The organism is Streptomyces sp. NPDC047525 (assembly GCF_040643025.1).
In the GTDB taxonomy this organism is placed as follows: Bacteria; Actinomycetota; Actinomycetes; order Streptomycetales; family Streptomycetaceae; genus Streptomyces; species Streptomyces durmitorensis.
Map to the genome: position 1 here is coordinate 453,972 of NZ_JBEYTL010000008.1, position 25,542 is coordinate 479,513.

Annotated in this window: 27 protein-coding genes; 9 read left to right on the top strand and 18 right to left on the bottom strand. The window is 71.9% G+C overall.

All coding sequences use genetic code 11. The features are described from left to right. Positions 1-29: 29 nt before the first annotated feature. The 3 genes from ABZ833_RS25580 to sigE form a co-directional block, all read right to left on the bottom strand. Positions 30-2,192 (bottom strand): trypsin-like peptidase domain-containing protein, encoded by a 2,163-nt coding sequence (locus tag ABZ833_RS25580; RefSeq protein ID WP_361050501.1) that lies wholly within the window; start codon positions 2,190-2,192, stop codon positions 30-32. Positions 2,193-2,318: 126 nt separating this feature from the next. Further along, entirely contained in the window at positions 2,319-3,386 is a 1,068-nt protein-coding gene (locus tag ABZ833_RS25585) for a zf-HC2 domain-containing protein (protein WP_361050504.1), read from the bottom strand. Continuing rightward, positions 3,383-4,150, bottom strand: coding sequence for an RNA polymerase sigma factor SigE (sigE, locus tag ABZ833_RS25590; protein WP_249587925.1), 768 nt, complete (start codon positions 4,148-4,150; stop codon positions 3,383-3,385). The genes ABZ833_RS25585 and sigE overlap by 4 nt, the downstream gene beginning before the upstream one ends. 153 nt (positions 4,151-4,303) lie before the next feature. Between sigE and ABZ833_RS25595 the strand changes: the two genes are divergently transcribed. Further along, a complete protein-coding gene (locus ABZ833_RS25595) occupies positions 4,304-5,002 on the top strand; it encodes an O-methyltransferase (protein WP_283779160.1) in 699 nt (232 codons plus the stop codon). A gap of 104 nt (positions 5,003-5,106) precedes the next feature. On the opposite strand, the gene ABZ833_RS25600 is transcribed toward ABZ833_RS25595, so the two are convergent. After that, complete coding sequence (locus ABZ833_RS25600) at positions 5,107-5,274, bottom strand: DUF3117 domain-containing protein (protein ID WP_003966491.1); 168 nt, start codon at positions 5,272-5,274, stop codon at positions 5,107-5,109. Positions 5,275-5,594: 320 nt separating this feature from the next. On the opposite strand from ABZ833_RS25600, the gene ABZ833_RS25605 reads away from it, so the two are divergent. Beyond that, on the top strand, positions 5,595-6,395 hold the full coding sequence (locus tag ABZ833_RS25605; RefSeq protein ID WP_361050507.1) for an enoyl-CoA hydratase-related protein: 801 nt from the start codon (positions 5,595-5,597) through the stop codon (positions 6,393-6,395). Positions 6,396-6,425: 30 nt separating this feature from the next. Here ABZ833_RS25605 and ABZ833_RS25610 read toward each other — a convergent pair whose 3' ends face one another. Together ABZ833_RS25610 and ABZ833_RS25615 are read right to left on the bottom strand one after the other, a co-directional pair. After that, positions 6,426-7,016, bottom strand: a complete 591-nt coding sequence (locus tag ABZ833_RS25610) for a DNA-3-methyladenine glycosylase I (protein WP_361050510.1) — start codon at positions 7,014-7,016, stop codon at positions 6,426-6,428. Next, positions 7,013-7,420 carry a DivIVA domain-containing protein gene (locus tag ABZ833_RS25615; RefSeq protein ID WP_361050513.1) on the bottom strand — a complete coding sequence of 136 codons (408 nt, stop codon included), beginning with the start codon at positions 7,418-7,420 and terminating at the stop codon, positions 7,013-7,015. The genes ABZ833_RS25610 and ABZ833_RS25615 overlap by 4 nt, the downstream gene beginning before the upstream one ends. A 124-nt stretch (positions 7,421-7,544) precedes the next feature. On the opposite strand from ABZ833_RS25615, the gene folP reads away from it, so the two are divergent. After that, positions 7,545-8,405: a dihydropteroate synthase gene (gene folP / locus ABZ833_RS25620; RefSeq protein WP_249587928.1), complete on the top strand. Its 861-nt coding sequence runs from the start codon at positions 7,545-7,547 to the stop codon at positions 8,403-8,405. Between the two features lie 60 nt (positions 8,406-8,465). Here folP and ABZ833_RS25625 read toward each other — a convergent pair whose 3' ends face one another. Together ABZ833_RS25625 and dapE are read right to left on the bottom strand one after the other, a co-directional pair. Continuing rightward, a complete protein-coding gene (locus ABZ833_RS25625) occupies positions 8,466-9,221 on the bottom strand; it encodes a TIGR00730 family Rossman fold protein (protein ID WP_361050516.1) in 756 nt (251 codons plus the stop codon). Between the two features lie 88 nt (positions 9,222-9,309). Continuing rightward, entirely contained in the window at positions 9,310-10,401 is a 1,092-nt protein-coding gene (gene dapE / locus ABZ833_RS25630; protein ID WP_249587930.1) for a succinyl-diaminopimelate desuccinylase, read from the bottom strand. A gap of 62 nt (positions 10,402-10,463) precedes the next feature. On the opposite strand from dapE, the gene ABZ833_RS25635 reads away from it, so the two are divergent. After that, positions 10,464-11,396 carry a heavy metal transporter gene (locus ABZ833_RS25635; protein WP_361050519.1) on the top strand — a complete coding sequence of 311 codons (933 nt, stop codon included), beginning with the start codon at positions 10,464-10,466 and terminating at the stop codon, positions 11,394-11,396. Between the two features lie 304 nt (positions 11,397-11,700). After that, complete coding sequence (locus ABZ833_RS25640; protein ID WP_361050522.1) at positions 11,701-12,171, top strand: ATP-binding protein; 471 nt, start codon at positions 11,701-11,703, stop codon at positions 12,169-12,171. A gap of 110 nt (positions 12,172-12,281) precedes the next feature. On the opposite strand, the gene ABZ833_RS25645 is transcribed toward ABZ833_RS25640, so the two are convergent. Both ABZ833_RS25645 and fdxA read right to left on the bottom strand, forming a co-directional pair. Then, positions 12,282-13,385, bottom strand: a complete 1,104-nt coding sequence (locus ABZ833_RS25645; RefSeq protein WP_361050525.1) for a bifunctional succinyldiaminopimelate transaminase/glutamate-prephenate aminotransferase — start codon at positions 13,383-13,385, stop codon at positions 12,282-12,284. A gap of 93 nt (positions 13,386-13,478) precedes the next feature. Beyond that, a complete protein-coding gene (fdxA, locus tag ABZ833_RS25650) occupies positions 13,479-13,799 on the bottom strand; it encodes a ferredoxin (protein ID WP_030573070.1) in 321 nt (106 codons plus the stop codon). A 143-nt stretch (positions 13,800-13,942) separates the two neighbouring features. On the opposite strand from fdxA, the gene ABZ833_RS25655 reads away from it, so the two are divergent. Both ABZ833_RS25655 and ABZ833_RS25660 read left to right on the top strand, forming a co-directional pair. After that, a complete protein-coding gene (locus ABZ833_RS25655; protein WP_361050528.1) occupies positions 13,943-14,962 on the top strand; it encodes a GNAT family N-acetyltransferase in 1,020 nt (339 codons plus the stop codon). A 40-nt stretch (positions 14,963-15,002) separates the two neighbouring features. Beyond that, a complete protein-coding gene (locus ABZ833_RS25660; RefSeq protein ID WP_361050531.1) occupies positions 15,003-15,839 on the top strand; it encodes a transglutaminase-like domain-containing protein in 837 nt (278 codons plus the stop codon). 28 nt (positions 15,840-15,867) lie between these two features. Here ABZ833_RS25660 and ABZ833_RS25665 read toward each other — a convergent pair whose 3' ends face one another. Next, positions 15,868-16,695 (bottom strand): AraC family transcriptional regulator, encoded by an 828-nt coding sequence (locus tag ABZ833_RS25665; protein WP_361050534.1) that lies wholly within the window; start codon positions 16,693-16,695, stop codon positions 15,868-15,870. A 49-nt stretch (positions 16,696-16,744) separates the two neighbouring features. Here ABZ833_RS25665 and ABZ833_RS25670 point away from each other — a divergent pair, with 49 nt between their 5' ends. Beyond that, positions 16,745-17,221 carry a DUF2000 domain-containing protein gene (locus tag ABZ833_RS25670; RefSeq protein ID WP_249587939.1) on the top strand — a complete coding sequence of 159 codons (477 nt, stop codon included), beginning with the start codon at positions 16,745-16,747 and terminating at the stop codon, positions 17,219-17,221. Positions 17,222-17,290: 69 nt separating this feature from the next. After that, a complete protein-coding gene (locus ABZ833_RS25675; protein ID WP_361050537.1) occupies positions 17,291-18,133 on the top strand; it encodes a transglutaminase-like domain-containing protein in 843 nt (280 codons plus the stop codon). Between the two features lie 18 nt (positions 18,134-18,151). Here ABZ833_RS25675 and ABZ833_RS25680 read toward each other — a convergent pair whose 3' ends face one another. The 7 genes from ABZ833_RS25680 to mshB all read right to left on the bottom strand — a co-directional run bounded on the left by ABZ833_RS25680 (position 18,152) and on the right by mshB (position 25,494). Further along, complete coding sequence (locus tag ABZ833_RS25680) at positions 18,152-18,781, bottom strand: response regulator transcription factor (protein WP_361050540.1); 630 nt, start codon at positions 18,779-18,781, stop codon at positions 18,152-18,154. Positions 18,782-18,798: 17 nt separating this feature from the next. Next, positions 18,799-19,959 (bottom strand): sensor histidine kinase, encoded by a 1,161-nt coding sequence (locus ABZ833_RS25685; RefSeq protein ID WP_361050843.1) that lies wholly within the window; start codon positions 19,957-19,959, stop codon positions 18,799-18,801. 32 nt (positions 19,960-19,991) lie between these two features. Next, entirely contained in the window at positions 19,992-20,726 is a 735-nt protein-coding gene (locus ABZ833_RS25690; protein ID WP_361050543.1) for an ABC transporter permease, read from the bottom strand. After that, positions 20,720-21,661, bottom strand: a complete 942-nt coding sequence (locus tag ABZ833_RS25695; protein ID WP_361050546.1) for an ABC transporter ATP-binding protein — start codon at positions 21,659-21,661, stop codon at positions 20,720-20,722. Before ABZ833_RS25695 ends, ABZ833_RS25690 begins: the two co-directional genes overlap by 7 nt. 131 nt (positions 21,662-21,792) lie before the next feature. Beyond that, positions 21,793-23,967 (bottom strand): hypothetical protein, encoded by a 2,175-nt coding sequence (locus ABZ833_RS25700; RefSeq protein WP_361050549.1) that lies wholly within the window; start codon positions 23,965-23,967, stop codon positions 21,793-21,795. 142 nt (positions 23,968-24,109) lie between these two features. Next, complete coding sequence (locus ABZ833_RS25705) at positions 24,110-24,478, bottom strand: DUF6113 family protein (protein ID WP_361050846.1); 369 nt, start codon at positions 24,476-24,478, stop codon at positions 24,110-24,112. A gap of 95 nt (positions 24,479-24,573) precedes the next feature. Then, on the bottom strand, positions 24,574-25,494 hold the full coding sequence (mshB, locus tag ABZ833_RS25710; RefSeq protein ID WP_361050552.1) for an N-acetyl-1-D-myo-inositol-2-amino-2-deoxy-alpha-D-glucopyranoside deacetylase: 921 nt from the start codon (positions 25,492-25,494) through the stop codon (positions 24,574-24,576). Between the last annotated feature and the right edge of the window lie 48 nt (positions 25,495-25,542).

Here is a 25,542-nt window from a genome sequence, read left to right on the forward strand (position 1 = left end):
TCCGGTAGCCGCTGGGCGACAGACGTGGATCAGCTTCCGCCCGACGCACCGAGCACGAGCGTCACTTTCCGGTCCTTTCCCGCGCGCTGGACCGTCAATTCGAGGCTGTCCTTCGGGCGATGGGCGCGGATCTTGACGATGAGCTCGTCCCCGGAGTGGATGCGCTGGCCGTCCACTTCGGTGATGACGTCGCCCGGCTTGATTCCGGCGCGATCGCCCGGTCCGCCTTCGTTCACGGCGGGGCCGCCGTCCTTGCCCTTGTCGCCGACGCGGGCTCCGTCGCCCGTGTACTCCATGTCGAGCGTGACGCCAATCACAGGGTGCGTGGCCTTGCCGGTGTTGATCAGCTCTTCGGCGACCCGCTTGCCCTGGTTGATGGGGATGGCGAAGCCGAGGCCGATGGAACCCGCCTGGCCGCCGCCGGGCGCCGAGCTGTCGTCGGCGGAGCGGATGGCGCTGTTGATGCCGATGACGCGGGCGTCGGCGTCCATCAGCGGGCCGCCGGAGTTGCCGGGGTTGATGGGTGCGTCGGTCTGGAGTGCGTCGACGTAGCTGATGTCGCTGCCGTCGCCCTTCTCGCCGCCGGCGGTGATGGGGCGTTCCTTGGCGCTGATGATGCCGGAGGTGACGGTGTTCTCCAGGTCGAACGGGGCGCCGATGGCCACCACGGGGTCGCCCACCTGGACGTTCTCGGAGTTGCCGAGGGGCAGCGGCTTGAGCCCGCGCACCCCGGAGACCTTGACCACGGCGAGGTCGTACCCGGAGTCGCGTCCTATGACCTCCGCCTTGGCCGTCTCTCCGCCGCTGAAGGTCACCGATATCTCGCCGCCGGTCCCCGCGGGCTCGACCACGTGGTTGTTGGTGAGGATGTGGCCCTTGCCGTCGAGCACGAAGCCGGTGCCGGTGCCCTGTGCGTCGTCGCCGCTGACGTGCAGGGTCACGACGCCGGGCAGCGAGCTCGCCGCGATCCCGGCGACGCTGTCCTTGGCCCGCACCTTGTCCTGGGCGTCCGACTGCGACAGCTCGATGTCCGAGACGCCGGCGTTCCGCTCGAGATAGGCCCCGAGGGCTCCGCCGATGCCGCCGGCCACGAGGGTGATGACGGCGATCCCGACCAGGATGATCCGCCGCGCCCGCTTCTTCTGCTTCGCCTCATCGACGGGAACGGCACCGCTCTGCTGGAGGGGGGCGTTCCAGGGGTCGTAAGGCTGGCGGGGAGGGGCTGCGGCTTGGGGGTGGGGGTGGGGTTGCTGAGACTGCGGGTGGGGCTGCTGAGGCTGGTGGTGGGCCTGGGGCTGTGGGGCCGGGTGGGGCTGCGGGGCGACGCCCTGTGGGGGCGCGGGGTGCGGGGTGCCGTGCGGCGGGGTGGCGCCGTGGGCAGGAGCCGGAGCCGGGCCGGGGGTTCCGTGGGGCGGGGTTCCGCTGTGGGCCGCCGCCGGGAGCTGCGTGCCGTGCGCGGGGGTCGCCGCCGGGTGCTGTACGGGCGGGGCGGGGGCCCAGGGGCCTGGCTCGCCGTAGGGCGGGGTGCTGTACGGATCGGGGTCGTGCAGCGGGCGGGGGCGGTCGGCGGGGGTGCTTGCCTGGGCGGGAACGCCCGGGGCGGAGTCGGCCGAAGCCGCCGAGGCGACGCCGTGCGCGGAGGCAGACGGGGACGCGGAACCAGGGTCCGGCACAGGCTCGGAACCGGACGGATAGCCCGGCGCGGAAGCGGGTGCGGAGCCAGGCGCCGGCGCGGGCTCGAAGCCGGATGCGGAACCAGAGCCTGGCACTGAACCGGGCGCGGACGCCGGCTCGGAGCCCGGCACGGAGGCGGAGCCCGGCACGGAGCCGGACGGCAAGTCGGAGACCTGCGTGGGGACAGTCTGGGGGGACTCGGAACGCGGCGCGGAGGCAGGAGCCTGCGCGGGGTCGGAGCCCGGCACGGAGGCAGGGACCTGCGCAGAGCCGGACGGCAAGTCGGAGCCCTGCGCGGGGGCAGGCGCCTGCGCGGGGTCTGAACCCTGCGGAGTCGCCGCGGCCAGGGTGAAGTCGCCGGACGCGTCCTCCGCTCGCCCGGCGGCGTCTGTCGCCTCGTCCCCGGTGGCGCCTATCTCTCCGTCGGGGCCGCCCCGCTCCGCTCCCGTTCCGTCGGGCGCGGACGCCGACCTGGGGCGGCTCCACCACTTCGCCTTTGTGGGCTTGCCCTCGTCCATGCTCTCCCCACACCTGGCCTACGGCGGACGCCGATCACGTGCTCAACTCCGCGCCCGCCACAAGTCTCGGGCAGGCACGGCCCACCGAGGATTCAACCAGGTTCCCGCGCCGAAGCGCAGAGCACGTCAGCGGATCTGCGAAGTGCCCTGCAGTGTGCCCTCTATGGGCGAGGCCGCCGCGGTGTGCGTCGGCTCCGCCCCGCCACCCGAAGCGACGCCGCCCAGATTCGGCACGGCAGCGGCAGCAGACGCACCGCCCGGTGTCACGGGAGAGACCGGCCGTATCAGAGGGGACATGATCGCCGCGCCGGTCAGCATCGGCGCCGTCACCTCGTGCCTGGCGGACACGGGCTCGGGCTGCTGGATGCGGGGACCCCGCACCGGCACCCCGGGCAGCAGCGGCCCGGTCGCCTGGGTCGGCGCGACCGGCGCCGCGAGGACCCCAGGACGCTGACCCTGCACGGACAGCGGATTGCTGCCACGGCGGCGGACGGAGTCGGGAGCCGTGGTGGCACCCGCGCCCGGCGAACGCAGCGGCGACGCATTGCTGTTGCTGCCCGTGCTGCTGCCGTTGCCCGAGCTGTTGCTACTGCTGCCCGAGCCCGCGCGCGGCTCACCCGGGTCGGCGGGCATGCCCGTCGTGACGCCGCCCAGCGCTATCGCGGCCAGCGACACCGCACCGGCGGCGGCGAAGGCGAACCGCCGCCCGCGCCACAGCGACCGCTCGGCCTCGTGACGGCCGACGTCGTGCCGGTTGACGTCATGGATGCGGAAACCGCGTCCCGAGCCGGGCAGTACGGCGGCATGGCTGCCCGAGGGCGCATAGCCGAAGGTCTCCGGCCTTACGCCGAAGACTCCGGTGGGGGGCAGCCCTGAGTCCGTGTCCGCGGTGGCGAAGCCTCCGCTTCCAGGGGACCTGGGGCCGGATGGAGGCTCGCTGCCTCCGCCGGGAAGGCCTTGAAGGCGCGCCAGAAAACTCTCGGACGGGGGTGGCGGTGCCACCTCCGCGAAAACACTCTTGAGCCGCCGCTGCGAGTCGGCCTCGGTCTTGCACTTCGGACAGGTCGCGAGATGAGCGAGGACTCGCTCACGCGCGTCATGGCCCAACTCACCGTCCACCAGGGCGGCGAGTCGGTCCCCCAGATGCTGCTCGGCCAGATGCCGCTCGGCAGGATTCGACCGTGATCCACTCACGCGGTCGCGCCCCCTCCTCCCAGCGCCACGGCTCCTGCGAGCGAGCGGCGCTCGGCGCGGGCTTCGGGCGACCGGTGCTGAAGGGCCTTGCGCAGCTGCGAGCGGCCACGGTGGATACGGCTGCGGACCGTGCCCAGCTTGACGCCCAGGGTCGCGGCGATCTCCTCGTACGAGAGGCCTTCGATGTCGCACAGGACCACTGCGGCACGGAACTCGGGAGCGAGGGTGTCGAGCGCCTGCTGCACGTCCGCGTCGAAGTGCGTGTCGTTGAAGACCTGCTGCGGGGAGGGCTCACGGCTGGGGAGGCGCTCGGCCGCGTCGTCGCCGAGGGCGTCGAAGCGGATGCGCTGCTTGCGGCGCACCATGTCCAGGAAGAGGTTCGTGGTGATGCGGTGCAACCAGCCCTCGAACGTGCCGGGGGTGTAGGTCGACAGGGACCGGAAGACACGGACGAAGACCTCTTGCGTGAGGTCCTCGGCGTCGTGCTGATTGCCGGTCAGGCGGTACGCCAGGCGATAGACCCGTCCGCTGTGCGTGCTGACGATCTCCTCCCAGGTGGGGGGAGTCCACGCCTGCGATTCCGCATCAGCGGCAAAGGTCGCGGTCTGAGCGGAGCTGGCGGTGTGGAATCGGTCAGCGGTGTCGGTCACGGATTTCGGCTCACCCGCCAACCCGAGAAAGCGCCTCAGCGCTCCTCCCCGATCCGCGGACGCAGCCGCACCTCCCCTGTCGGCTCTGGTGGTGTCCAGTGGAGCCCCTACCATAACCACCTCGCCCGTTAGCTCCGGATAAGCGTTTTTACTGGAATTTGGTACGGGCTTCCTGCCAGCTGTCCTGCCTGGTCGCAGGGCCCGCAGCCATTCTTGATCCATTCGTTACCCCCGACGTCCGCCTACCCCTACTAAACGCCCGGTCCCATCTGCGGGTTCCCACCCCTTACGGATACAGTCACGGCCAGGCATCCACGGGGACAGGAGAGGGCCATTACCGGCAACCGGCAGACGAGCTGGGCGTTCGCCGACGCCTTTGTCGCCGAGGACGAGGCAGCGCGCTGGGCCCGTGACCGGGCCCAGGAGGCAGGGCTGCCCTCGGTGTCTCCCGGTACCGGCGCCGCGCTGCGCATGCTGGCCGCCACGGCGGACGCGAAGGCCGTCGCCGAGATCGGGACGGGCACGGGCGTGTCCGGGCTCCATCTGCTGCACGGCATGCGGCCCGACGGCGTCCTGACCACCGTCGACCCCGAGCCCGACCGCCAGCAGTTCGCGCGGGAGGCCTTCCGCGCCGCCGGATTCGCCGGCAACCGCGCGCGGTTCATCCCCGGCCGCGCACTCGACGTACTGCCGCGGCTCGCCGACGGCGGTTACGACCTCGTGTTCTGTGACGGCGACCGCACGGAGTACCTGGACTACCTCGCTGAATCGTTGCGCCTGCTGCGCCCCGGCGGGCTCGTCTGCTTCGAGGGCGCCTTCTCCGACGGCCGGACGGTGGACTCCGGTCCGCAGCCCGCCGAAGTACTGCGCATCCGCGAGCTCCTGCGCACCGTGCGCGAGAGCCAGGACCTGATGCCGGCGCTGCTCCCGGTGGGCGACGGCCTGCTCTGCGCCGTCAAACGCTGAGCGGTCCCGACACCTTCGGCTCAGCCCCCGGAACCCCGGACATAGCACTGCCCCGGCACGTCGTTACGATGCCGGGGCAGTGAAAAAGTGTGGGCGCTTCCGCGTCAGCCGACGACCTTCTTCAGGGCGTCGCCGAGTGCATCGGCCTCGTCCGGAGTCAGTTCGACGACAAGTCGTCCGCCGCCTTCGAGCGGAACGCGCATGACGATGCCCCGCCCCTCCTTGGTCACCTCGAGCGGGCCGTCGCCCGTCCGCGGCTTCATGGCCGCCATGCTCGTTCCCCTTCCTGAAACCAGCTCATCGCAGCCGACAACCCAGGTGTCACCGGCATCGAACATATTGCTTCCAGGCCATTATCCCGCATGGCAGGACCCGATGACCAACATCGGTCTGCATCGCTTGCGCAACGCGCGCCCGCAAAACCACTCAATTCGGCGATGTGGCTGCGATACTGCGCCGCCCCTTACGCCTCCGGAGCCAGGAATTCTTTGACGCAGGTCACATATCTCCCCTCATGTCGGTGCCCGATGATCTCCGTCATGCTGGGCTCGGACAAAGATGACCGGCGCAGGACCACTGGAGGGGATTCACCATGGCCGACACCGTGCTCTACGAGGTGAGCGACGGGCTCGCGACCATCACGCTCAACCGCCCCGAGGCGATGAACGCGATGAACATCGAGGCCAAGGTCGCTCTGCGGGAGGCGGTGCAGTCGGCCGAGTCGGACCCCGCGGTCCGCGCCGTGCTGCTCACCGCGACCGGGCGCGCCTTCTGTGTGGGGCAGGACCTGAAAGAACACGTGGGTTCGCTCATGGCGGACCGCGCGGCGGGCACCGGACAGACGATGAGCACGGTGCGGGAGCACTACAACCCCGTCCTGCGCGCGCTGACGGGGATGGCCAAGCCGGTCGTCGCGGGCGTCAACGGCGTCGCGGCCGGTGCGGGGCTCGGCTTCGCGCTCGCCGCGGACTACCGGATCGTCGCGGACACCGCGCGTTTCAACACGTCCTTCGCCGGGGTCGCGCTGACCGCCGACTCGGGCGTCTCCTGGACGCTTCAGCGCGTGATCGGGCCCGGCCGCGCCGCCGATCTGCTGCTGTTCCCGCGCAACATCGGCGCCCAGGAGGCGTATGACCTGGGCATCGCCAACAAGGTCGTACCCGAGGCCGAGTTGGCCGCCGAGGCCCTGAAGCTGGCCCGCACCCTGGCCGAGGGCCCGACCCTCGCCTACGGGGCCCTCAAGGAGTCCCTCGCCTACGCGGCGGGCCACACCCTGGAGGAGTCCCTGGAGAAGGAGGACGAACTCCAGGCGAAGGCGGGCGCGTCCGAGGACCACGCGATCGCCGTCCAAGCGTTCCTGGACAAGGCGAAGCCCAAGTACCTCGGCCGTTAGGCCCGGCGCACGGCCGACGCACAGAGGTCTCTAGCGGCCCTGGGGGACCCGGATCACGCAGTCCTCCAGGTGGTCGTTCACCAGGCCGCAGGCCTGCATCAGGGCGTACGCCGTGGTGGGGCCGACGAATCGGATGCCGCGCTTCTTCAGGTCCTTGGACAGGGCCGTGGACTCAGGGGTGATCGCCGGTACGTCGGCCAGCACGCTCGGGGCCTTGCGGGAGGCGGGGTCCGGCGCGTGCGACCAGATGAGCTCGTCGAGATCGCCGTCGGCCCATTCGGCGAGCACGCGCGCGTTGGCGAGGGTCGCGTCGACCTTGGCGCGGTTGCGGATGATGCCGGGGTCGGCGAGCAGCCGCTCCCGGTCGGCGTCGGTGAACCGCGCGACCTCGTCGATCCTGAAACCGGCGAAGGCGGCGCGGAAGCCCTCGCGGCGGCGCAGGATCGTGATCCAGGAGAGGCCCGACTGGAAGGCCTCCAGGCAGAGCCGTTCGTACAGCGCGTCGTCCCCGTGGACCGGGCGGCCCCACTCCTCGTCGTGGTACGTCACGTAGTCCTCGGTCGAGAGGCCCCAGGGGCAGCGCAGTCTGCCGTCCGGGCCCGCCACCGCGTCGCCGCTCACCGGCCGTTCTCCTCTTCGGCCGCGTCCTTCGGAGTGTCCTGGTCCTGGGTCATCGTCGCCGGGGCGTGCTTCTTGAGGAGGCCGGGGCCGCCGACCGCGGTGGCCTGGGCGCCGGCGAGCGCCGCCTCGAGCTCCGCGATGTGGGCGTCGCGCTCGGCCAGTTCGGCGGCGAGACGGCCGAGGGCGTCGTCCACGTCCGCCATGCGATAGCCCCGCAGGGTCAGCGGGAAGCGCAGCGCCTCCACGTCCGCGCGGCGCAGGGCGCGGTCGGGGGGCAGCGGGTCGGTGAACCGCTCGGCCGCCACGTCGGGCAGGGCGGCCCGCTCCCCGCCGCCCACGACGGCCAGCGTCACCGCGCCGACCACCACGACGAGGGCGATGACCAGGAACAAGAACAAGACCATCTCTTCAGGCCCCCACGCTCGACTGCCGTGCTCAAACTGTCAGGGTCTGATCGTGCCATGCGCCTGTGACAGTTAAGGTCGCAGGCGGCCGGACCACGGCACCGACGACGGAGGTTCACAGGGGATGCTCAGGCTTGGCAGGCGTGAATTCGACGCGCACGAGCCGGTGATCATGGCGATCGTGAACCGGACCCCTGACTCCTTCTACGACCAGGGCGCCACGTTCCGCGACGAACCCGCGCTCGCCCGCGTGGAGCAGGCGGTGTCGGAGGGCGCCGCCATCATCGACATCGGCGGGGTCAAGGCCGGTCCCGGTGAGGAAGTCACCGCGGACGAGGAGGCGCGGCGGACGGTCGGCTTCGTCGCCGAGGTGCGCAAGCGTTTCCCCGATGTCGTCATCAGCGTCGACACATGGCGGCACGACGTCGGCGACGCCGTCTGCGAGGCGGGAGCCGACCTCCTGAACGACGCGTGGGGCGGGGTCGATCCCCGGCTCGCGGAGGTGGCCGCCCGCCATGGCGTGGGCCTGGTGTGCACGCACGCGGGTGGCGCCGAGCCGCGTACCCGCCCCCATCGGGTGACGTACGAGGACGTCATGGCCGACATCCTCTCGGTCACGCTCGGCCTCGCCGAGCGCGCGGTCGCGCTCGGGGTGCCGCGCGAGTCCGTGATGATCGATCCCGGGCACGACTTCGGGAAGAACACGCGGCATTCCCTGGAGGCGACGCGGCGGCTCGGGGAGATGGTGGAGACCGGGTGGCCCGTCCTGGTGTCCCTGTCCAACAAGGACTTCGTCGGGGAGACGCTCGACAAGCCGGTCAAGGAGCGCGTGGTGGGGACCCTCGCCACCACCGCGGTGTCGGCGTGGCTGGGGGCGCAGGTGTACCGGGTGCACGAGGTCGCGGAGACGCGGCAGGTGCTCGACATGGTCGCGACCATCGCCGGGCACCGGGATCCGGCTGTCGCCCGACGGGGTCTGGCGTAGGAGCGGCGGCGACCGCCGGGCGGGCAGCGACGCGGCCCGCCCGGAGGGGCGTGGCAGGGCCTAGCGGCCGACTTCCTTGGTCACCAGCGTGACCGCCTCGTCCACGTCGTCCGTGATGTGGAAGAGGTGCAGGTCGTGCTCCGACGCCTTGCCGCCTGCCACCACGGTGTCGCGCAGCCAGTCGACGAGTCCGCCCCAGTACGCCGAGCCGAAGAGGACGATCGGGAAGCGGGTCACCTTGCGGGTCTGGACGAGGGTCAGGGCCTCGAAGAGCTCGTCCAGGGTGCCGAGGCCGCCGGGCAGGACCACGAAGCCCTGGGCGTACTTCACGAACATGGTCTTCCGCACGAAGAAGTAGCGGAAGTTCACGCCGATGTCGACGTGTTCGTTGAGGCCCTGCTCGAAGGGCAGCTCGATGCCGAGGCCGACGGAGACGCCCTTGGCCTCGCGCGCTCCCTTGTTGGCCGCCTCCATGGCACCGGGGCCGCCCCCGGTGATCACGGCGAAGCCCGCGTCGACCAGCGCCTTGCCGATGCGGATGCCCGCTTCGTACTCGGGCGAGCCGACCGGCGTGCGGGCCGATCCGAAGACGCTGATCGCGCTGGGGAGTTCGGCGAGCGCGCCGAAGCCTTCCACGAACTCCGACTGGATGCGCATGACCCGCCAGGGGTCGGTGTGCACCCACTCCGACTCGCCCTCGGCATCGGTGTCGAGGAGCCGCTGGTCGGTGGTGCCGGGGGTGATCTGCTCACGCCGCCGCACCACAGGCCCCAAGTGCTGCTCCTCCGGCGGGCCCTGTCCTTCTGGACTACCCATGAACGTCCCCTTCCGCTGACGGTCTTGCTCGACGTGCCACTTCAGCGTAGGTCTACGGGCGTTACGGACGAGGCATTCCCGAGGGAACTCAGGATGTCAGCCAGTCGCTCAGCCGCTTCTCGGCCTCCGGGATCAGCGACACCTTCACGCGCTCGTCGATCTTGTGGGCGAGCAGCGGGTCGCCGGGGCTGTAGTTCACGGCGGGCACTCCGAGCGCGCTGAAGCGGGCCACGTCGGTCCAGCCGAACTTCGGCTTCGCCTCGCCGCCGACCGCCGCCATGAAGGCCGCGGCGGCCGGATGGTTCAGGCCGGGGCGCGCCCCGCCCGTGTGGTCGTCGACGATGAACTCGTCGATCTCGCAGTCGGCGAAGTAGTCGCGCACGAAGGCGAGCGCCTCGTCCTCGGAGCGGTCGGGTGCGTAGCGGAAGTTGACGACGACGGTGCACTCGTCGGGGATGACGTTCGTGGCGACGCCTCCCTCGACGCGTACGGCGTTGAGGCCCTCGTGGAACTGAAGGCCGTCGACGACCGGCGTGCGCGGCTCGTACGCGGCGAGCTTCGCCAGGATCGGCGCGGCCTTGTGGATGGCGTTCGAGCCCATCCACGCGCGCGCGGAGTGCGCGCGCGTGCCCTTCGTCTTCAGGTGAACCCGCAGCGTGCCCTGGCAGCCGCCCTCGACCTGGTTGTCCGTCGGCTCGAGGAGGATCGCGAAGTCACCCGCGAGCCAGTCGGGGTGGGCCTCGGCGACATGGCCCAGGCCGTTCAGGTGCGCGGCGACCTCTTCGTTGTCGTAGAAGACGAAGGTGAGGTCGCGGTTCGGCTCGGTCACGGTCTGCGCGATGCGCAGCTGGATCGCGACGCCGGACTTCATGTCGCAGGTGCCGCAGCCCCACAGGACGCCGTCCTCGTCGAGGCGGGAGGGCACGTTGTCCGCGATCGGGACCGTGTCGATGTGCCCGGCGAGGATCACGCGCTCGGCCCGGCCCAGGTTCGTGCGCGCCACCACGTTGTTGCCGTGCCGGTCCACCGTGAGGTGCGGCAGGCGTCGCAGGGCCGTCTCGATGGCGTCCGCGAGTGCTTTCTCCTCGCCGCTCGGCGACGGGAAATCGACCAGCTGGGCGGTGAGCGCGGCAGCGTCGAGCGTGAGGTCGAGCGACGTGTCGTGTGAGGTCTGGGCCATGGCTTCGACCCTAACGCCCCTCGGCGGGCCGCCCTGTCAGTGGCCTCCAGTACCTTGGTCGCGTGCCTGAGCCCCCCACCCTCGTCCGGCGCGGCCGCCTCCTCCGTATCGGGGCCGCCGTCGCGGTCCTCCTCGCCCTCGTGGGCTATGTGGTCGTGCAGTACGTCTTCGGGGGCAAGGCCGACCCACGCTGCCGGGTCGTCTCGGGCAACGGCGACGGGGCGTCGTACGAATTCGGCGCCGAGCAGGCCGAGAACGCGGCGACGGTCGCCGCCGTGGGCACCTCCCGCGGCATGCCGGAGCGCGCGATCACGATCGCTCTGGCGACGGCCCTGCAGGAGTCGGGTCTGCGCAACATCAGCCATGGCGACCGGGACTCGCTCGGCCTCTTCCAGCAGCGGCCCTCACAGGGCTGGGGCAACGAGAAACAGATCATGGACCCGGCGTACTCGGCGGCGCGTTTCTACGCCCATCTGAACGACGTCCCGGGCTATTCACGGCTCCCCCTGACGGTCGCCGCGCAGCGCGTGCAGCGCAGCGGCTATCCCCAGGCGTACGCGAAGCACGAGCCGGACGCCGCGCTGCTCGCCGCCGCACTGACCGGCCGCGCCCCCGCCACCCTCACCTGCGAGGGCCGCACGGACGGTGAGCCGGGTGACCCGGCGAAGGTACGGGCCGCCCTGGTCCGGGACTTCGGCCGCGACGTGGCACCGCAGGGCGCCCGCGGCGGCGCGGTCACCGTGCCGGTGAGCGCCACCACGGGAGGCGCCGAGGGCGGCGCCGAGCAGCGGGGCTGGGAGCTCGCGCACTGGGCGGTGGCCCAGGCGTCCACGCTCGGCATCGAGCGCGTCGCGTACGGCGGCCGGGAGTGGAGCGCCACGGACTCCGGGAACGAATGGCGCAAGCCGGGCAAGGCGGGCGCGACAAGCACAGACGGGCAGGGCTCCGGCACCGGATCCGGCGCGACCTCGGTTCGAATTGTCGTTGGGCAGTAGTACGGCGGGTCACCCGATCGGGCCACATTGATCACTCACGGGCGACGCGCCGTCCAGACTTTCGCGCACTCACCCCCGCACACGCCAAACCCCTTGTGAACACTGGGCATTGACGATTCAGCGGGCCCGCGCGAACCGATCCCTTTGCCCGTTTTTATCCACAGCCGATTATGCGATGCATTGCCAACTCTTTACGTTGGCCCACCGCAACCTTCGAGGGCTTCGAGCGGTAGTCACTGCGTCCAAGCGCCGGGCCCCATCCGGACCGGACACCCCAACGTTCTCTCCCGTCTGAAGGAGCATCATGTCCCTCCCCCTGACCCGCCGGATCGCCCGCGCCGCGCTGCTCATCGCAGCGGGGGCGGCTCCCGTGGTCGGTGCGGCCGGCTCCGCAAACGCCGCCGAGCTCCCCGCCACCCCCGACCTCGGCGGTGTGACCGCCCTGGACGGTGCCGGTCTGGGCAACACCGTCGACGGCGCCGCTCAGAACGCCACCGGTCTCGCGGGTGAGACCGGCAGCAAGGCCGTGAAGAAGGGCGTCCCGACCGCGGGCAAGGTCGTCGGCTCGGGCGCCAAGACCACGACCCCCGTGGCGCAGAAGGCCGCGGGTGACCTCGCGGGCAACGCCGGTGACGTGGTCGGCGACGCCGCGGGCACCGCCACCAAGGACGGCCTGCCGACCGACGCGGTCACGAAGGGCGGCCTGCCCACCGACGCGGTCACCAAGGGCGGCCTGCCCACCGACCAGCTGCCGGTCAAGAGCCCGCTCGGCTGACCGTCGCGCACCTGTGACGAGGGCCCGGAGCCACTGGCTCCGGGCCCTCGTCACGTGCGGCCGCACGGTGCATCTGGCTCGCCGGGGCTGCGGTCAGCGGCTTCAGTGGCTCAGGCGAGCCGCTCGACCGCCGCGGCCACGCGCTCGTCCGTCGCGGTCAGCGCCACGCGGACGAAGCGGTCGCCCGCCGGGCCGTAGAAGTCGCCGGGCGCCACGAGGATGCCGAGCCCCGCGAGGTGCCCGACGGTGTCCCAGCAGGACTCGTCCCGGGTCGCCCAGAGGTAGAGGCTCGCCTCGCTGTGCTCGATGCGGAAGCCGTGCTTGAGCAGGGCGTCGCGCAGGGCGGTGCGGCGGGCGAGATACCGCTCGCGCTGTTCGCGCACGTGCTGGTCGTCCCCGAGCGCGGCGACGACCGCCGCCTGCGTCGGCGCGGACGTCATCATGCCGCCGTGCTTGCGGATCTGGAGCAGGTCGCCCAGGACGGCCGCGTCACCGGCGACGAAGGCCGCGCGGTAGCCCGCGAGGTTCGACCGCTTGGAGAGCGAGTGGACGGCGACGATCCCCTCGTACGAACCGCCGCACACGTCCGGGTGCAGGACCGAGACCGGCTCCGCCTCCCAGCCGAGCTCCAGATAGCACTCGTCGCTGACGAGGAGCACCCCGTGCTCGCGCGCCCAGGCGACGGTGCGGGTCAGCTCTTCCTTGGACAGGACGCGACCGGTGGGGTTCGAGGGCGAGTTGAGCCAGAGCAGCTTGAGGCCCGCCGGATCCAGGTCCGTAGGGTCGTCGTACGCGACGTACTGCGCGCGGGCCAGGCGGGCGCCCACCTCGTACGTCGGGTACGCGAGGCGCGGGTAGGCGACGACGTCGCCCGGACCCAGGCCCAGCTGCGTCGGGAGCCAGGCCACCAGCTCCTTGGAGCCCACGATCGGCAGCACGTTCCGGTGCGTGACGTCGCGGGCGCCCAGGCGGCGCTCGCACCAGCCGGTGATCGCGTCGCGCAGCTCCGGCGTGCCCCAGACCGTCGGATAGCCCGGCGAGTCCGCCGCCGCGATCAGCGCTTTCTGGATCAGCTCGGGCACCGGGTCGACCGGGGTGCCCACCGACAGGTCGACGATGCCGCCGGGGTGGGCGGCCGCCGTGGCCTTGTACGGCTCGAGCTTGTCCCAGGGGAAGGTGGGAAGGCGGCCAGAGAGACCTGCGACTACGGACACGAACTGACTCCCGTACTGCGTGGGTGGACAAACGCCTCGGTCCCGTACAGCGATGTGAGCCGTACGGGACCGGGGCGGCGCTTCAAGCTGCCGTTACTGGTTCTGCGGCGGCAATGCGGCGATGAAGGCGTGGTCGCGCTCGATCAGGCCGAGCTTGCTGGCACCACCGGGCGATCCGAGCTCGTCGAAGAACTCGACGTTCGCCTTGTAGTAGTCCTTCCACTCTTCAGGAGTGTCGTCCTCGTAGAAGATCGCCTCGACCGGGCAGACCGGTTCGCAGGCTCCACAGTCGACGCATTCGTCCGGGTGGATGTACAAGGACCGGGAGCCCTCGTAAATGCAGTCGACCGGGCACTCCTCGATGCACGCCTTGTCCTTGACGTCGACACAAGGCTGCGCGATGACGTAGGTCACGCTGTCGTTCCTCCTCGATACGGGCGTTGGCGGGCCGTCTTCAGGCTCCGCTCGCCTGGCGCGCGGGAGCGCGGCGTCGTCGATGCCCACCTCTAGTATCTCCGTTCCCGGGCATGATCCGAACAGGAGGGGCGTACAGAGCTGTGGAATTCACTGCGGGCGGACGGCTCGAGGTCCGAATTAGCCCTGCTGACGTGGGCAAACGGGTATCGGTCCGGCGCCTCAACGATGGGTCGAGGACGGGCGGTAAGTTCACTGACACGGTGGGTGTTCTCACATCGTGGAACGACGGTGTGGTACTGATCACACGTCGCGACGGTGAGCGTGTCCGCATCGTGGAGAACTCCTTGGTGGCGGGCAAGGTGGTCCCCTCCGCCCCGGCCCGCAGGCGCGGCCCCGCGGCGTCCTACCCGGAGCTGGCCCGGGTCTCCGCACGCGCCTGGCAGCCCGTGGAGAGCGAGGCGCTCGGCGAGTGGGAGCTGAGGGCGGCGGCCGGATTCACCCGGCGGGCCAACTCGGTGCTGCCGGTGGGCGATCCGGGACGGCCGCTGGACGAGGCACTCGCGTACGTACGTCACTGGTACGAGCAGCGGGAACTGCCCGCCTACATACAGACCGCGACCGGGGCCGACGGCACCCAGGAGCTGCTCTGCGCGGAGCTCGAGGAGCGGGGCTGGGAGCGCGAGGTGAGCGCGGAACTCCACGTCGGTGCCCTGGCGCCGCTCGGCGATCCCGACCTGCCCGACGCGACCGTGGAAAGCGTGCACCTTTCACGCTCTTTCGACGCGGCGTGGCTGCGGCGGTACAAGCGATTCGGGGTGCCGGGACCCCATGTGGGCAAGGTGCTGGCGGGCGGCCCCTCGGTGTGGTTCGCTTCCGTGCCCGGGGCCTCTTTCGACGCGGGGCCCGCGGCGATCGGGCGCTGCGTCGTGGACGGGCGCTGGGCGGGATTCATGGCGGTCGAGGTGGATCCGGCACACCGCAGGCAGGGACTTGCCACCGCGGTGATGGCCGCACTGTCCCGGCAGGCGCTCTCCGAAGGCGCTTCGGCGGCCTGGCTGCAGGTCGAGGACGACAACGAGGGTGCGAGGAAGCTGTACGGCGGTCTTGGCTTCGCCGCGCACCACACGTACCACCACTATCGATACCCGTCGGCTCGGTAGCTTCTACCGGCCGGCTCGGTAAGTAAGGCACGAGGCACGCATGCACGAGGAGTCAAGGACCGCCGCGTCCCGGCGGCGGTTCGCTGAGGAGGCCAGGTCCGAGCGGCCCGACCTGTCCCTGCTGTGCCTCCTGGTGAGCGCGGAGGCAGACCCCGAACTCGACGACGACGGCATCGACGCCGCCCAGATCGAGCTCGACCGGCTCGCAGGACTGCTGCCCTACCGCCCCGGCGGGGCGCGGGAGTGGGCCGCCGCGCTCGCCGAACTCCTGGGCGGGCGGTGCGGGTTCATGGGGACGCCCGCCGAGTACCAGCGCCTGGAGTCCTCCCTCCTCCACGAGGTGCTGCAGCGCCGCCGGGGCCTTCCGATCCTGCTCTCGGTGGTGTGGATCGAGGTGGCACGCCGGGCGGGCGCACCCGTCTACGGCGTCGCGCTGCCCGGCCACTTCATCGTCGGCTTCGGCGCCCGTGACGAGCAGGTCCTGACCGACCCGTTCGCCGGCGGGCGGCTGCTCACGGGCGAGGACGCGGAGCTGCTCGTGGCCGGGTCCTCGGGCGGCACGGTGTCCCCCTCGATGCTGACGCCCGCCGATCCGCTGAACATCGTGCTGCGGATCCTCAACAACATCCGCGCGTGGGCCGCGGCACGCCCCGAGCGCTCGGACGTCGCGCTCTGGGCCGTCGAACTCTCCCTGCTGCTGCCCTCGCACCCGGCACGCCTGCGCTACGAACGGGCCCAACTCCTGGTCCAGCGCGGCGACTTCCTCGCGGGAGCGGCGGAGCTGGAGACCTACGCCGACGTGGTGACGGCGGTGGAGCCGACCACCGCGGACCGGGTGCGGGACCAGGCTCGGGCCGCGCGCGCCATGCTCAACTGACGGCTCACCTGGCGGCTTCCGGGACGGCTCACTCGGCGGCTCCCGTGCGGGCGTAACGCCCCGGAGCGATGCCCACCACCCGCTTGAAGTGCCGGGTGAGGTGCGACTGGTCGTAGAAACCGGCGGCGGCCGCCACCTCGCCCGGCCGCAGGCCCGTCAGGAGGAGCCGGCGGGCGTGGTCGACGCGGCGGGACATCACGTACTGGTGCGGTGCGATGCCGAAGGCCCCGCTGAAGGCGCGTACGAGATGGCTGGGGTGGGCGTGGACCAGGCGCGCGGCCTCGTCCAGGGTCACGCCGCCGTCCAGGAGCCGTTCGTCGAGGAGGTCACGGAGGTCCTGGGCGACGCCGCGGGCGGTGTAGCCGGAGGTGCCGGGGGTGCCGGAGGTGCCGGAGGCGATCCGGGGGCGCAGGTGTCCGCGCAGCCGCTCGCCGATCAGCGCCAGGCGGCTCTCGGCCTCCAGCTCGTCGCCCCGGTGCCCGAGGGCCGCGTGCAGCTGGCCCACGCGCCTGCGCAGGACGGGGTCCACCAGGTCGGGGCCGTCCACCGCAGGGCCGATGAAGCTCGCGTCCAGCTGCGTCATGTCCAGGTAGAGCACGCGCTTGCGGAAGCCGTCGGGGGTGGCGGGCGAGCCGTTGTGCGGGACCTGCGGCGGGAGCAGCGAGACGGTGTCGCCCGGGGTGCCGTGCTCGTGGCGGTCCAGGTCGTACCGGACGGCTCCGTCGTCCACGATCAGCAGGGTCCACGCGTCGTGGACGTGCATCGGATACGCGTGCTCGGTGAAGTGGGCGTGGAAGACCTCCACGACACCCGCGACCGGCGGGCGCCATGCGGAGATCTCCTGCCGGGCCACCATGCAAGAAACGTACAAGACGCGGCGGCGGACCACTCGGCAGTCTCGATGCATGAGAACCACCGCTGAGACAGACATCGCCGCGACGGAATCCGCCGGGGTCACGGGCGAGGCGCCCGTCCGCTTCGACACGAAGATCGCCGTCCTGCTCCGTGACGACCTGGAGCCCTGGCAGCGCCTCAACGTGACGGCGTTCCTGGTCAGCGGGCTCGGCACGGCGGCTCCGGAGGTGATCGGCGAGCCGTACGAGGACGCCGACGGCACCCCCTACCTGCCGATGTTCCGCCAGCCCGTCCTGGTCTTCGAGGGGTCGAAGGAGACGCTGACCGCCGCGCACGGCCGCGTGCTGTCCCGTTCGCTGCCGCGGGCGGTGTTCACGTCGGACCTGTTCGCCACCGGCAACGACCGGGACAACCGGGCGGCGGTGCGGGCCGTGCCGGCCGACCAGCTCGACCTGGTGGGGATCGCCGTCCACGGTCCGCGCAACGCCGTCGACAAGATCCTCAAAGGGGCCCGGATGCATCCCTGACCGCCGGGGGCGGCAGCACGGAGCGAGATCGGAGCGCTATCGATCGGCCCGGCAGGGCACGAAGCACCTATGCACCCCCAATCCCCCGAGCGGCGGCGCCTCTTCGCCGATCAGGCACGGTCCGCGCGGCCCGATCTCGCGCAGCTGTGCCTGCTGATCGGCGCGGAGGCGGACCCGGATCTCGACGAAACGGGCATGCGCGCGGCGCGGCGCATCCTCGACCGCCTGGCCGACCAGCTGACCGAGCGGCTGCCCGACCAGGCCGTCGGCCCCCGGTCCTGGGCGCTTGCGCTGGCCGAACTGCTCGGCCAGCGCTACGGGTTCAAGGGCAGGCCCGGCGACTACCAGCGCCTCCAGTCGGTGCTCCTGCACGAAGTCCTGCGGCGGCGCAGAGGCCTGCCCATCCTGCTCTCGGTGGTGTGGATCGAGGTGGCACGCCGCGCGGGCGCACCCGTCCACGGGGTGGCCCTGCCCGGTCACTTCGTGGTCGGCTTCGGCACCCGCGACGAGCAGGTGCTCGCCAATCCCTTCGCGGGAGGCGACGTACTGTCCCGCACGGACGCGGAGTTGATGGTGGCCGGGGCCACGGGCGCACCGCTCGCGCCGTCGATGCTGAGCCCCGCGGGGCCCCTCGACATCGTGCTGCGCGTCCTCAACAACATCCGCGCGTGGGCCGCGGCACGCCCCGAGCGCTCGGACGTCGCGCTCTGGGCCGTCGAACTCTCCCTGCTGCTGCCCTCGCACGCGGACCGGCTGCACTACGACCGGGCCCAACTCCTGGTCCAGCGCGGCGACTTCCTGACCGGCGCCCTGGAGATCGAGACGTACGCCGACGCCCTGGCCGCCTCCGACGAGGCGGCGGCACTGCGGCTGCGCCAGGAGGCGCACGGGGCGCGGGCGATGCTGAACTGATGCCCTGAGCAGGGCAGTTCAGAGCCAGCCCTTGTCCCGGGCGACCTTCACCGCCTCGGCGCGGTTGCGCACGGCCAGCTTCTGGATCGCCGTCGAGAGGTAGTTGCGGACCGTGCCCGCCGAGAGGTGCAGGGCCGTGGCCAGTTCGGCGTTGGTGGCGCCGTCGGCCGCGGCGCGCAGGACCTCGCGCTCGCGGTCGGTCAGCGGGTTCGCGCCGCCCGCGAGTGCGGCGGCCGCGAGCGTGGGGTCGATGACCCGCTCCCCCGCGAGGACCTTGCGGACCGCTTCGGCGAGCTGGGCCGCGGGCGCGTCCTTGACCAGGAAGGCGTCGGCGCCGGCCTCCATGGCGCTGCGCAGATAGCCGGGGCGGCCGAAGGTGGTGAGCACCACGATCTTCAACTCCGGCAGCGCGGCGTGGAGTTCGGCCGCCGCCTCGATGCCCGTGCTGCCCGGCATCTCGATGTCGAGCAGCGCCACGTCCACCGCGTGCTCGCGCGCCGCCGCCAGGACCTCGTCGCCGCGGGCCACCTGGGCGACCACCTCGATGTCCGGCTCAAGGCCGAGCAGCGCCGCGAGCGCCTCACGGACCATCGACTGGTCCTCGGCGAGGAGCACCCTGACGGGGCCGCCCGCACTGTTCGTACTCATGCCGAAGATCCTAGGGCTCAGGCGCCGGACGCCGGTGCCTCGCCCCGGTCAAGGGGCACCCTGGCCGTGAGCCTGAAGCCCCTGCGGTCGCCCGGCCCCACGTCCAGGACGCCGCCGACCGCCTCAACGCGCTCGGTCAGGCCCGTCAGGCCGTTGCCCTGGGAGGCGGCCGGACCGCCCCTGCCGTCGTCCTCCACCGACAGCTCGACGACCGGGCCGTCCAGGGTGTGCCGCGAGGTGAACACCACCGTGCAGCGGCGCGCGCCGCTGTGCCGCACGACGTTCGTCACCGCCTCGCGCAGCGCCCAGGCCAGCGCCGTCTCCCCCTCCTCCGCGGGCAGCACGGCGGGCGCCTGAAGCGGTACGTCGGCCTCGACACCGGCGGCGGTCAGCGCCGTGCGGGCGCCCGCGAGCTCGCCGGCGAGGGTGCGCCTGCGGTAGCCGGAGACCGCCTCGCGCACGTCCACCAGGGCCTGGCGGCTGACCTGCTCGATGTCCGCCACCTGCTGCGCTGCCTTGTCGGGGTCGGCCGGGAGCATCCGCCCGGCGAGCTCGCTCTTCAGCGTGATCAGGGAGAGCGAGTGGCCGAGGAGGTCGTGCAGATCGCGGGCGAGCCGCAGCCGCTCCTCGTTGGCGGCCAGTTGGGCCACGGTCGCCCGTGCCTGGCGCAGCTGGATCGTCGTACGGACCAGCTCGCGCACGCCGGTCATCGCGAAGCCGACCAGGACGGTCAGCACGGCGAGGCTGCCGAGCAGGTCCGCCACGCTGTCGGTGCGCAGGCCGATCAGGATCATCACGCCGGTGACGGCCGGGATGGCCCACGCCGCGTGCCGCAGCGGCAGCACGGCCCCGGCGGACACGGCGACGTAGACGAAGAGCCCGAGCCAGGGCGTGCCGAAGGCGAACGAGAGGGCGACGGCCAGCGCGAGCAGCGCCCCGAAGGACACGTGCACCACGCGCCAGTCGAACGCCTTGGAGGTGTAGCGGAAGACCAGGGTCAAGTAGCAGAACACGAAGGCCGCGAGGCCGAGCCAGCCGAGCACCGTGGCCGCGCTGCCGTGACCCGCCCGCAGCAGGTCCTGCACCGGGCCGGCCAGGAAGACCAGCCAGATGCCGATCCACAGCGACTTCGTCAGCAGCTGGCGGCGGTCCGCCACCGGACGGCCGAAGCTCTTCAGCGGGTGGCCGGGCTCGGGGCAGTCGGTGTCGTTCACGCCTTCGATGTGTCCTTCCGGTACAGCCATGCCGCGCCGCCCGCGAAGAGGACGAAGTACCCGACGAGGAGCGCGATGTCCTTCGCGTGCGGGGCGTCGCCCAGTTCGATGGCCTGTCCGAGGGCAGCGTACGCATGGGTCGGCAGCCAGGTCGCGATGTCGCTCAGCCACTGGGGGAAGGTGGCCGTGGGCATCCACAGGCCGCCGAGCACGGAGAGCCCGAAGTACACGATCATCGTGATCGGGCGGACGGCGTCGCCGGTCGCGAGATAGCCGATGGCCACACCGAGCGCGGCGAAACAGAGGCTGCCCGCCCAGATCGCGGCGGTCAGGGCCAGCCACTGCCAGGCTTCAAGGCGTACGTCCTTGACGGCCGCCGCGACCACGAACACCACGACGATCGACGGCAGGCTGACCACGGCGGCGCTGGCCGTCTTGGCGATCACATAGCCGCGCCCCGGCAGGCTCGTCAGGCGCAGCTGGCGCACCCAGCCGCTCTCGCGCTCCTTGGCGATGCGCTCGCTGTTGCCCATGAGGACGGCGGTCAGGGCGCCGAACGACGCCATCGACACCATGAAGAAGGCGGGGAGCGCGAGGCCCGTGTCGCCGACCATGTCCGTGCTGTTCTGGCCGCCCGCGATGATCAGGAAGAGCATCGACGGATAGATCACCGAGAAGAACAGGAACTTCTTGTTCCGCAGGGAGCGGATGATTTCCAGCTTGATCAGCATGTCCCTGCCTCCTTCTTGGCCTCCTCGGCCTCGGTGATCGCCACGAAGGCCTGCTCAAGGCCGAGGCCCGCGACCTCAAGATTGCGGGGGTAAAGACCGAGCCCGTACAAGGCGTGCACGGTGGCGTCGGCGTCCGTCGACTGGAGCCGTACGGTGTGGCCCGACACGTCCACGGCGGTGAGGAACGGCAGCGCGCGGAGCTTCTCGGCGAGTCCGGCGTCCAGCTCGGTGAGGTCGAAGGCGACCCTGCGCGCCCCCGCCTTCGCCTTGATCTCGGCGGCCGTGCCGTCCGCGAGGAGACGGCCGCGGTGCAGGACGAGGACCCGGTCGGCGATCGCGTCGGCCTCTTCCAGGTAGTGCGTGGCGAACAGGACCGTGCGGCCCTGGTCGGCCTGCTCGCGCATGGTGGCCCAGAAGGCCTGGCGCACGGTGACGTCCATGCCGGTGGTCGGCTCGTCCAGGACGATCAGGTCGTTCGCACCGGCGGTCGCGAGTGCGAAGCGGACGCGCTGTTCCTGCCCGCCGGAGAGCTTGTCGACCTTGCGGCCCGCGAGCTGGGTGAGGCCCGCGGCGGCCAGCACGTCGTCCGCGCGGTACGGCCTGGGGTGCAGATCGCAGGCGAGCCGCACCAGCTCGCGGACGGTGACCTCCCCCATCAGGCCGCCGCTCTGCAGCATCGCGCCGACCCGGCCCGCGGTGATCGCCTCGCGCGGGCTCGTGCCGAAGACCCGCACGGTGCCGCTGTCGGCGTGCCGCAGGCCGAGGAGCAGGTCGAGCGTGGACGACTTGCCCGCGCCGTTCGGTCCGAGGAGGGCGACGGTCTCGCCGGGGTGGAGATCGAGCGTGAGGGAGTCCACGGCGCGGACGTCCCCGAAGCTCTTGGTCACCTGGTCGAAGCTCACCGCGGTGACGGGCGGTGCTGCGGTCGTCGTCATGTGATCCATCGTCGCCAAAGGGCGGTCGACGGCGGCAGTGTCGTGTGTGCCGAGTCCGGGATGACAGATGTCATGCCGGAGGCCGGACGGTCACTCCTGTGAGCCGTCCGGCCTCCGGGGACGTACCGAGATCAGCTGGCGTCGGTCTCGATCACGCCGACCCGCTCCGCCGGCGTCTTGCCGATCAGCGCCTTGTTCATCGCGGCCGCCACGTCGGTCGGCTGGACCGGCGTCTTGTCGCCGTTGCCGCGCTGGATCAGGACGCCGTCGAAGACGTTGCCGTACAGCTTCTTGAGCTCCGCGAGGTTGTAGTGCGGCTGCAGGCTGCCGTTCTCGGCCACCTTCGTCTCAAGGATCTTCGGCAGCGACTTCGCCGGGCCGAACGGGATCGAGGCGGTGCCCGCCTTGATCGTGACGTTGGCCGACATGGCGGGCTTCGCGAAGCGCGTCATGAACTTGTCGACCTCGGCGTTCGCGACGGTCGGCTTGCGGGTCGTGACGGGCACGTCGACCGTGCCGGCGCTGCCGGTCTCGACCTGCTTCTTGTACCCCTCGGAGACGGCCTTCGTCGAGGCGGCGACGTCGATGCCGTTGCCCGCCTTGCCGTACACGGGGACGGCCTTTCCGGGCACGAACTTGACCCCGCCCTCCTTGGCCGAGCCCGAGCCGCCCGCGGCGCGCTCCAGGGCGGCCGCCAGCTTCTCCTCGTCCACGGGCATGACCGGCTCGGCGACGCGCTCGCCGCCGAAGAGCGATCCGATCACCGATACGGGGTTGTAGTCGCTGCCCGCCGCCTCGCGGACGGTGGCCTGGCTGTCCAGGGTCAGGCCCGCCTGCTCCGGCTTGAGCGTGACCGTTTCGCCGTCGACCGACAGCTTCAGGGGCTTGATGACGCGCTTGCCGATGGCCGCGTCGAGCTTCTTGACGGCTTCGTCGCGCGTGCCGCCGCCGATGTCGACGCCGAGCACGGTGGTGCCCTTCGGCACGTCGGCGTGGTTCATCAAGAGACCGGCGCCATAGGCCCCGCAGGCCACGACGACCACGGCGACGCCCACGAGGACGAGCTTGTTGCGCCCCTTCTTCTTGGGCGGGGCCGAGGCGACGGGCACGTTCGGCTGCACCGGCTCGGGCAGCTTGGGCGGGGTGTGCGGCACAGGTCCGTCCGTGTGCTGCGGGCCCGTGGCGAACGGCGAGTTCTGGGCGGGCGGTACGACGGGGATGCCGCTGGTCAGGGTGTCGCCCGAGACGTTGGTCCCGGGGGACGGCGCGCTGGGACCGCCGGGGATGGAGCCGGGGCCGCCGTGGACCGGGCCGCCGGGGGGACCCTGGAGGGGGCCCGCCTTCTGCGGCGTGAGGATGGCGGTGTCGTCGCCCATGACGGGCGCGCCCGCGCCCGAACGGGCGGCGGGGTTGGCCGGGTTGGGGCGATTGCCCGGGTTTGCCGGGTTGCCGGGGCCGCCCACGTTCGGCGGAGTCAACGGGTTGGCGCGGCCCGCCGGGTTGGCCTGGTTCGCCGGGTCGGACGGACGGGCGGGGTTCGGCGCCAGCGGGCCGTCGCCGGTCACCGGTCCGCCGGTCGGGCCCGAGGGCCCGCGGCCGCCGTCACCCGCGGCGCCTCCGGAGAAGTACGGCAGGTCTCCGCGCTGGGGGTCGCCGCCCTGCGGCGCGCCCGTGCCGAGCGGGCCCGCCGCCACGGCACCGGACACGTCGAAGGAGCCCGTACCGGAGCCGCCTGCTCCGGGACCGCCCGCTCCCGGACCGCCGGATCCCGAACCGCCGGATACGGACGCGCCGTTCCCGCCGGCGCCCGGACTGCTCTTGCGCGGCGCGAACCAGTCGCTCGTCTTCTCCTCCGCCGGAGCGGAAGCAGAAGGGGACCCGGGTCCGGCGGAGGAAGGCCCGTCGGGCGCGGAGCCCGAAGCGGACATCCCGGCGGAACCGGGACCCCCGGCGCCGTTCGCGGACCCCGGACGCCCGGCGCCGTCCCCGGCGTCGGACCGGTTCGCCGCGCGGCCCGTGTCCTGCGGACGCGGCGCGTTCACGTCGCTCTCCGCCATGGGCGTGCGCATGACGACCGGCGGGATCGGCCGCGACCCGGGGATGTTGATCCGGATGCGCGTGGTCAGCGTGGTCTCGGTCTTGGGCTCGTCGGGCCGCTCCTCGGCGGCCTGCCGCTGCGCGCCGTCCGGGGCGCCGTCCGACGCGGCGCCCTGCGCGGGGGAGCCGTACGGCGGCGTCCCCGAGGGGTAAGCGGCTCCACCGCGCCCCTGGGGCCCGGAGGACGAACTGTCAGTTTCACGACTCAAGGCAGGTTCTCCCGGTTGGCTCCGCCGCCCGTCTCGACCTCACTCGGGCGGCTCGGCGGCGCGCACCACCATACTGGCCGCCGCCGGCACTCATCCTGTGACCGCCGTCAAACCCGGGCAGGGCACGGGCTGAAGTGGTACGTCACTTGCCAAGTCGGGCAGCGGGCCCGCCTGGTTGCGGCCGCTGCCCGAGGGTGGCACACATCACAGCGACCGCCATTCCGCCCAGCAAGAAGGCGTACGAACCGATTCCGGCGCCGAAGAGGAAGTCCCCCTCGGGCCGGCTGGCCGTGAGCAGCATGACGGCGACGAGCCATCCCGCCGCCGGCGCCACCGCCCCCGCCCTGCCGCCGATGGCACGCACCCCTCCGTGGAAGAGCCCCGCGGCCCCGAGGAGCGCGAGCAGCAACCCGCCCGGGAACCAGCCCCCTTGGACGAGCGCACCGGCCGTGCCGACGACCGCGCCAAGAACGAAGAGGACGCCATAAGAGGCGATACGAGCGAAGTTCAGCGGCTGGGCGAGCGCGCTGCCGCCGGGCGGGGCGGCGGCCGACGCACCGGAGCCGGAACCGGACGGTGCCCCCGACGCCGCACGCGAACGAGTACTCACAGCGCCGTCACCCCTTCGAGCCCAGCGCCCGCGAGCCCCGCGAACAGATCCGTCTCACGTTCGCCGTCCACCGCACCGGCTTCTCCTCGCACCAACTCGTAGTACTCCACATCAAAGATCGGCTGCGCGAGCCCGTTCGACAGGACGAAGAGCGGACCCTGCACCTCGATCTGCGTGGCGTGCGCGCGCATCGCCGCCGCCTTCGTCCGCGCGAAGGCGGTCCCGTCGATCTCCGCCGTGACGCGTTCGTCCTCCGTCACACCGGGGACGTCCGCGACCACGCCGGGGGTCGTGAACGGCGAGTGCCGCAGGGCACCCTCCATCCACCGGAACCGCTCTTCGACGACGGAGCGCGGCGCACGGTTCCAGTAGATCTTGCCGATGGTGTGCGGTTCGCCGAGATCCGCGCGGAAGGCTCCCTCGGCCGCGAGGTCCGCGGCACGCATCGCGACCCGGTGGGCCTGGATGTGATCGGGGTGGCCGTACCCGCCGTCCGGGTCGTACGTCACGAGCACCTGGGGCCGCACCTCGCGGATCACCTCGACGAGGTCCGCGGCGGCGGCATCGAGATCGGCGGACCAGAAGGCGCCCGCCCGGTGGTTCTGCTCGATGCCCATCATCCCGGAGTCGCGGTAGCGGCCCGTGCCGCCGAGGAACCGGTGGTCGGTGACGCCCAGCTCCTTCATGGCGGCGGCCAGCTCGCCGATGCGCTGGGGGCCGAGCGCGTCCTCGCGGTCGGCCGCGAGATGGGCGAGCTCGGGCGGGATGACCTCGCCCTCCTCGCCCAGCGTGCAGGTCACCAACGTGACATGGGCGCCGTCGGCCACGTACTTGGCCATCGTCGCGCCATTGTTGATCGACTCGTCGTCGGGGTGCGCGTGCACGAGCAGCAGACGCCGGGCGGGCAGTTCCGTCATGGGACCACCCTACGAGCACCCCGCGCACTGATCAGAACGTGCTGCGCA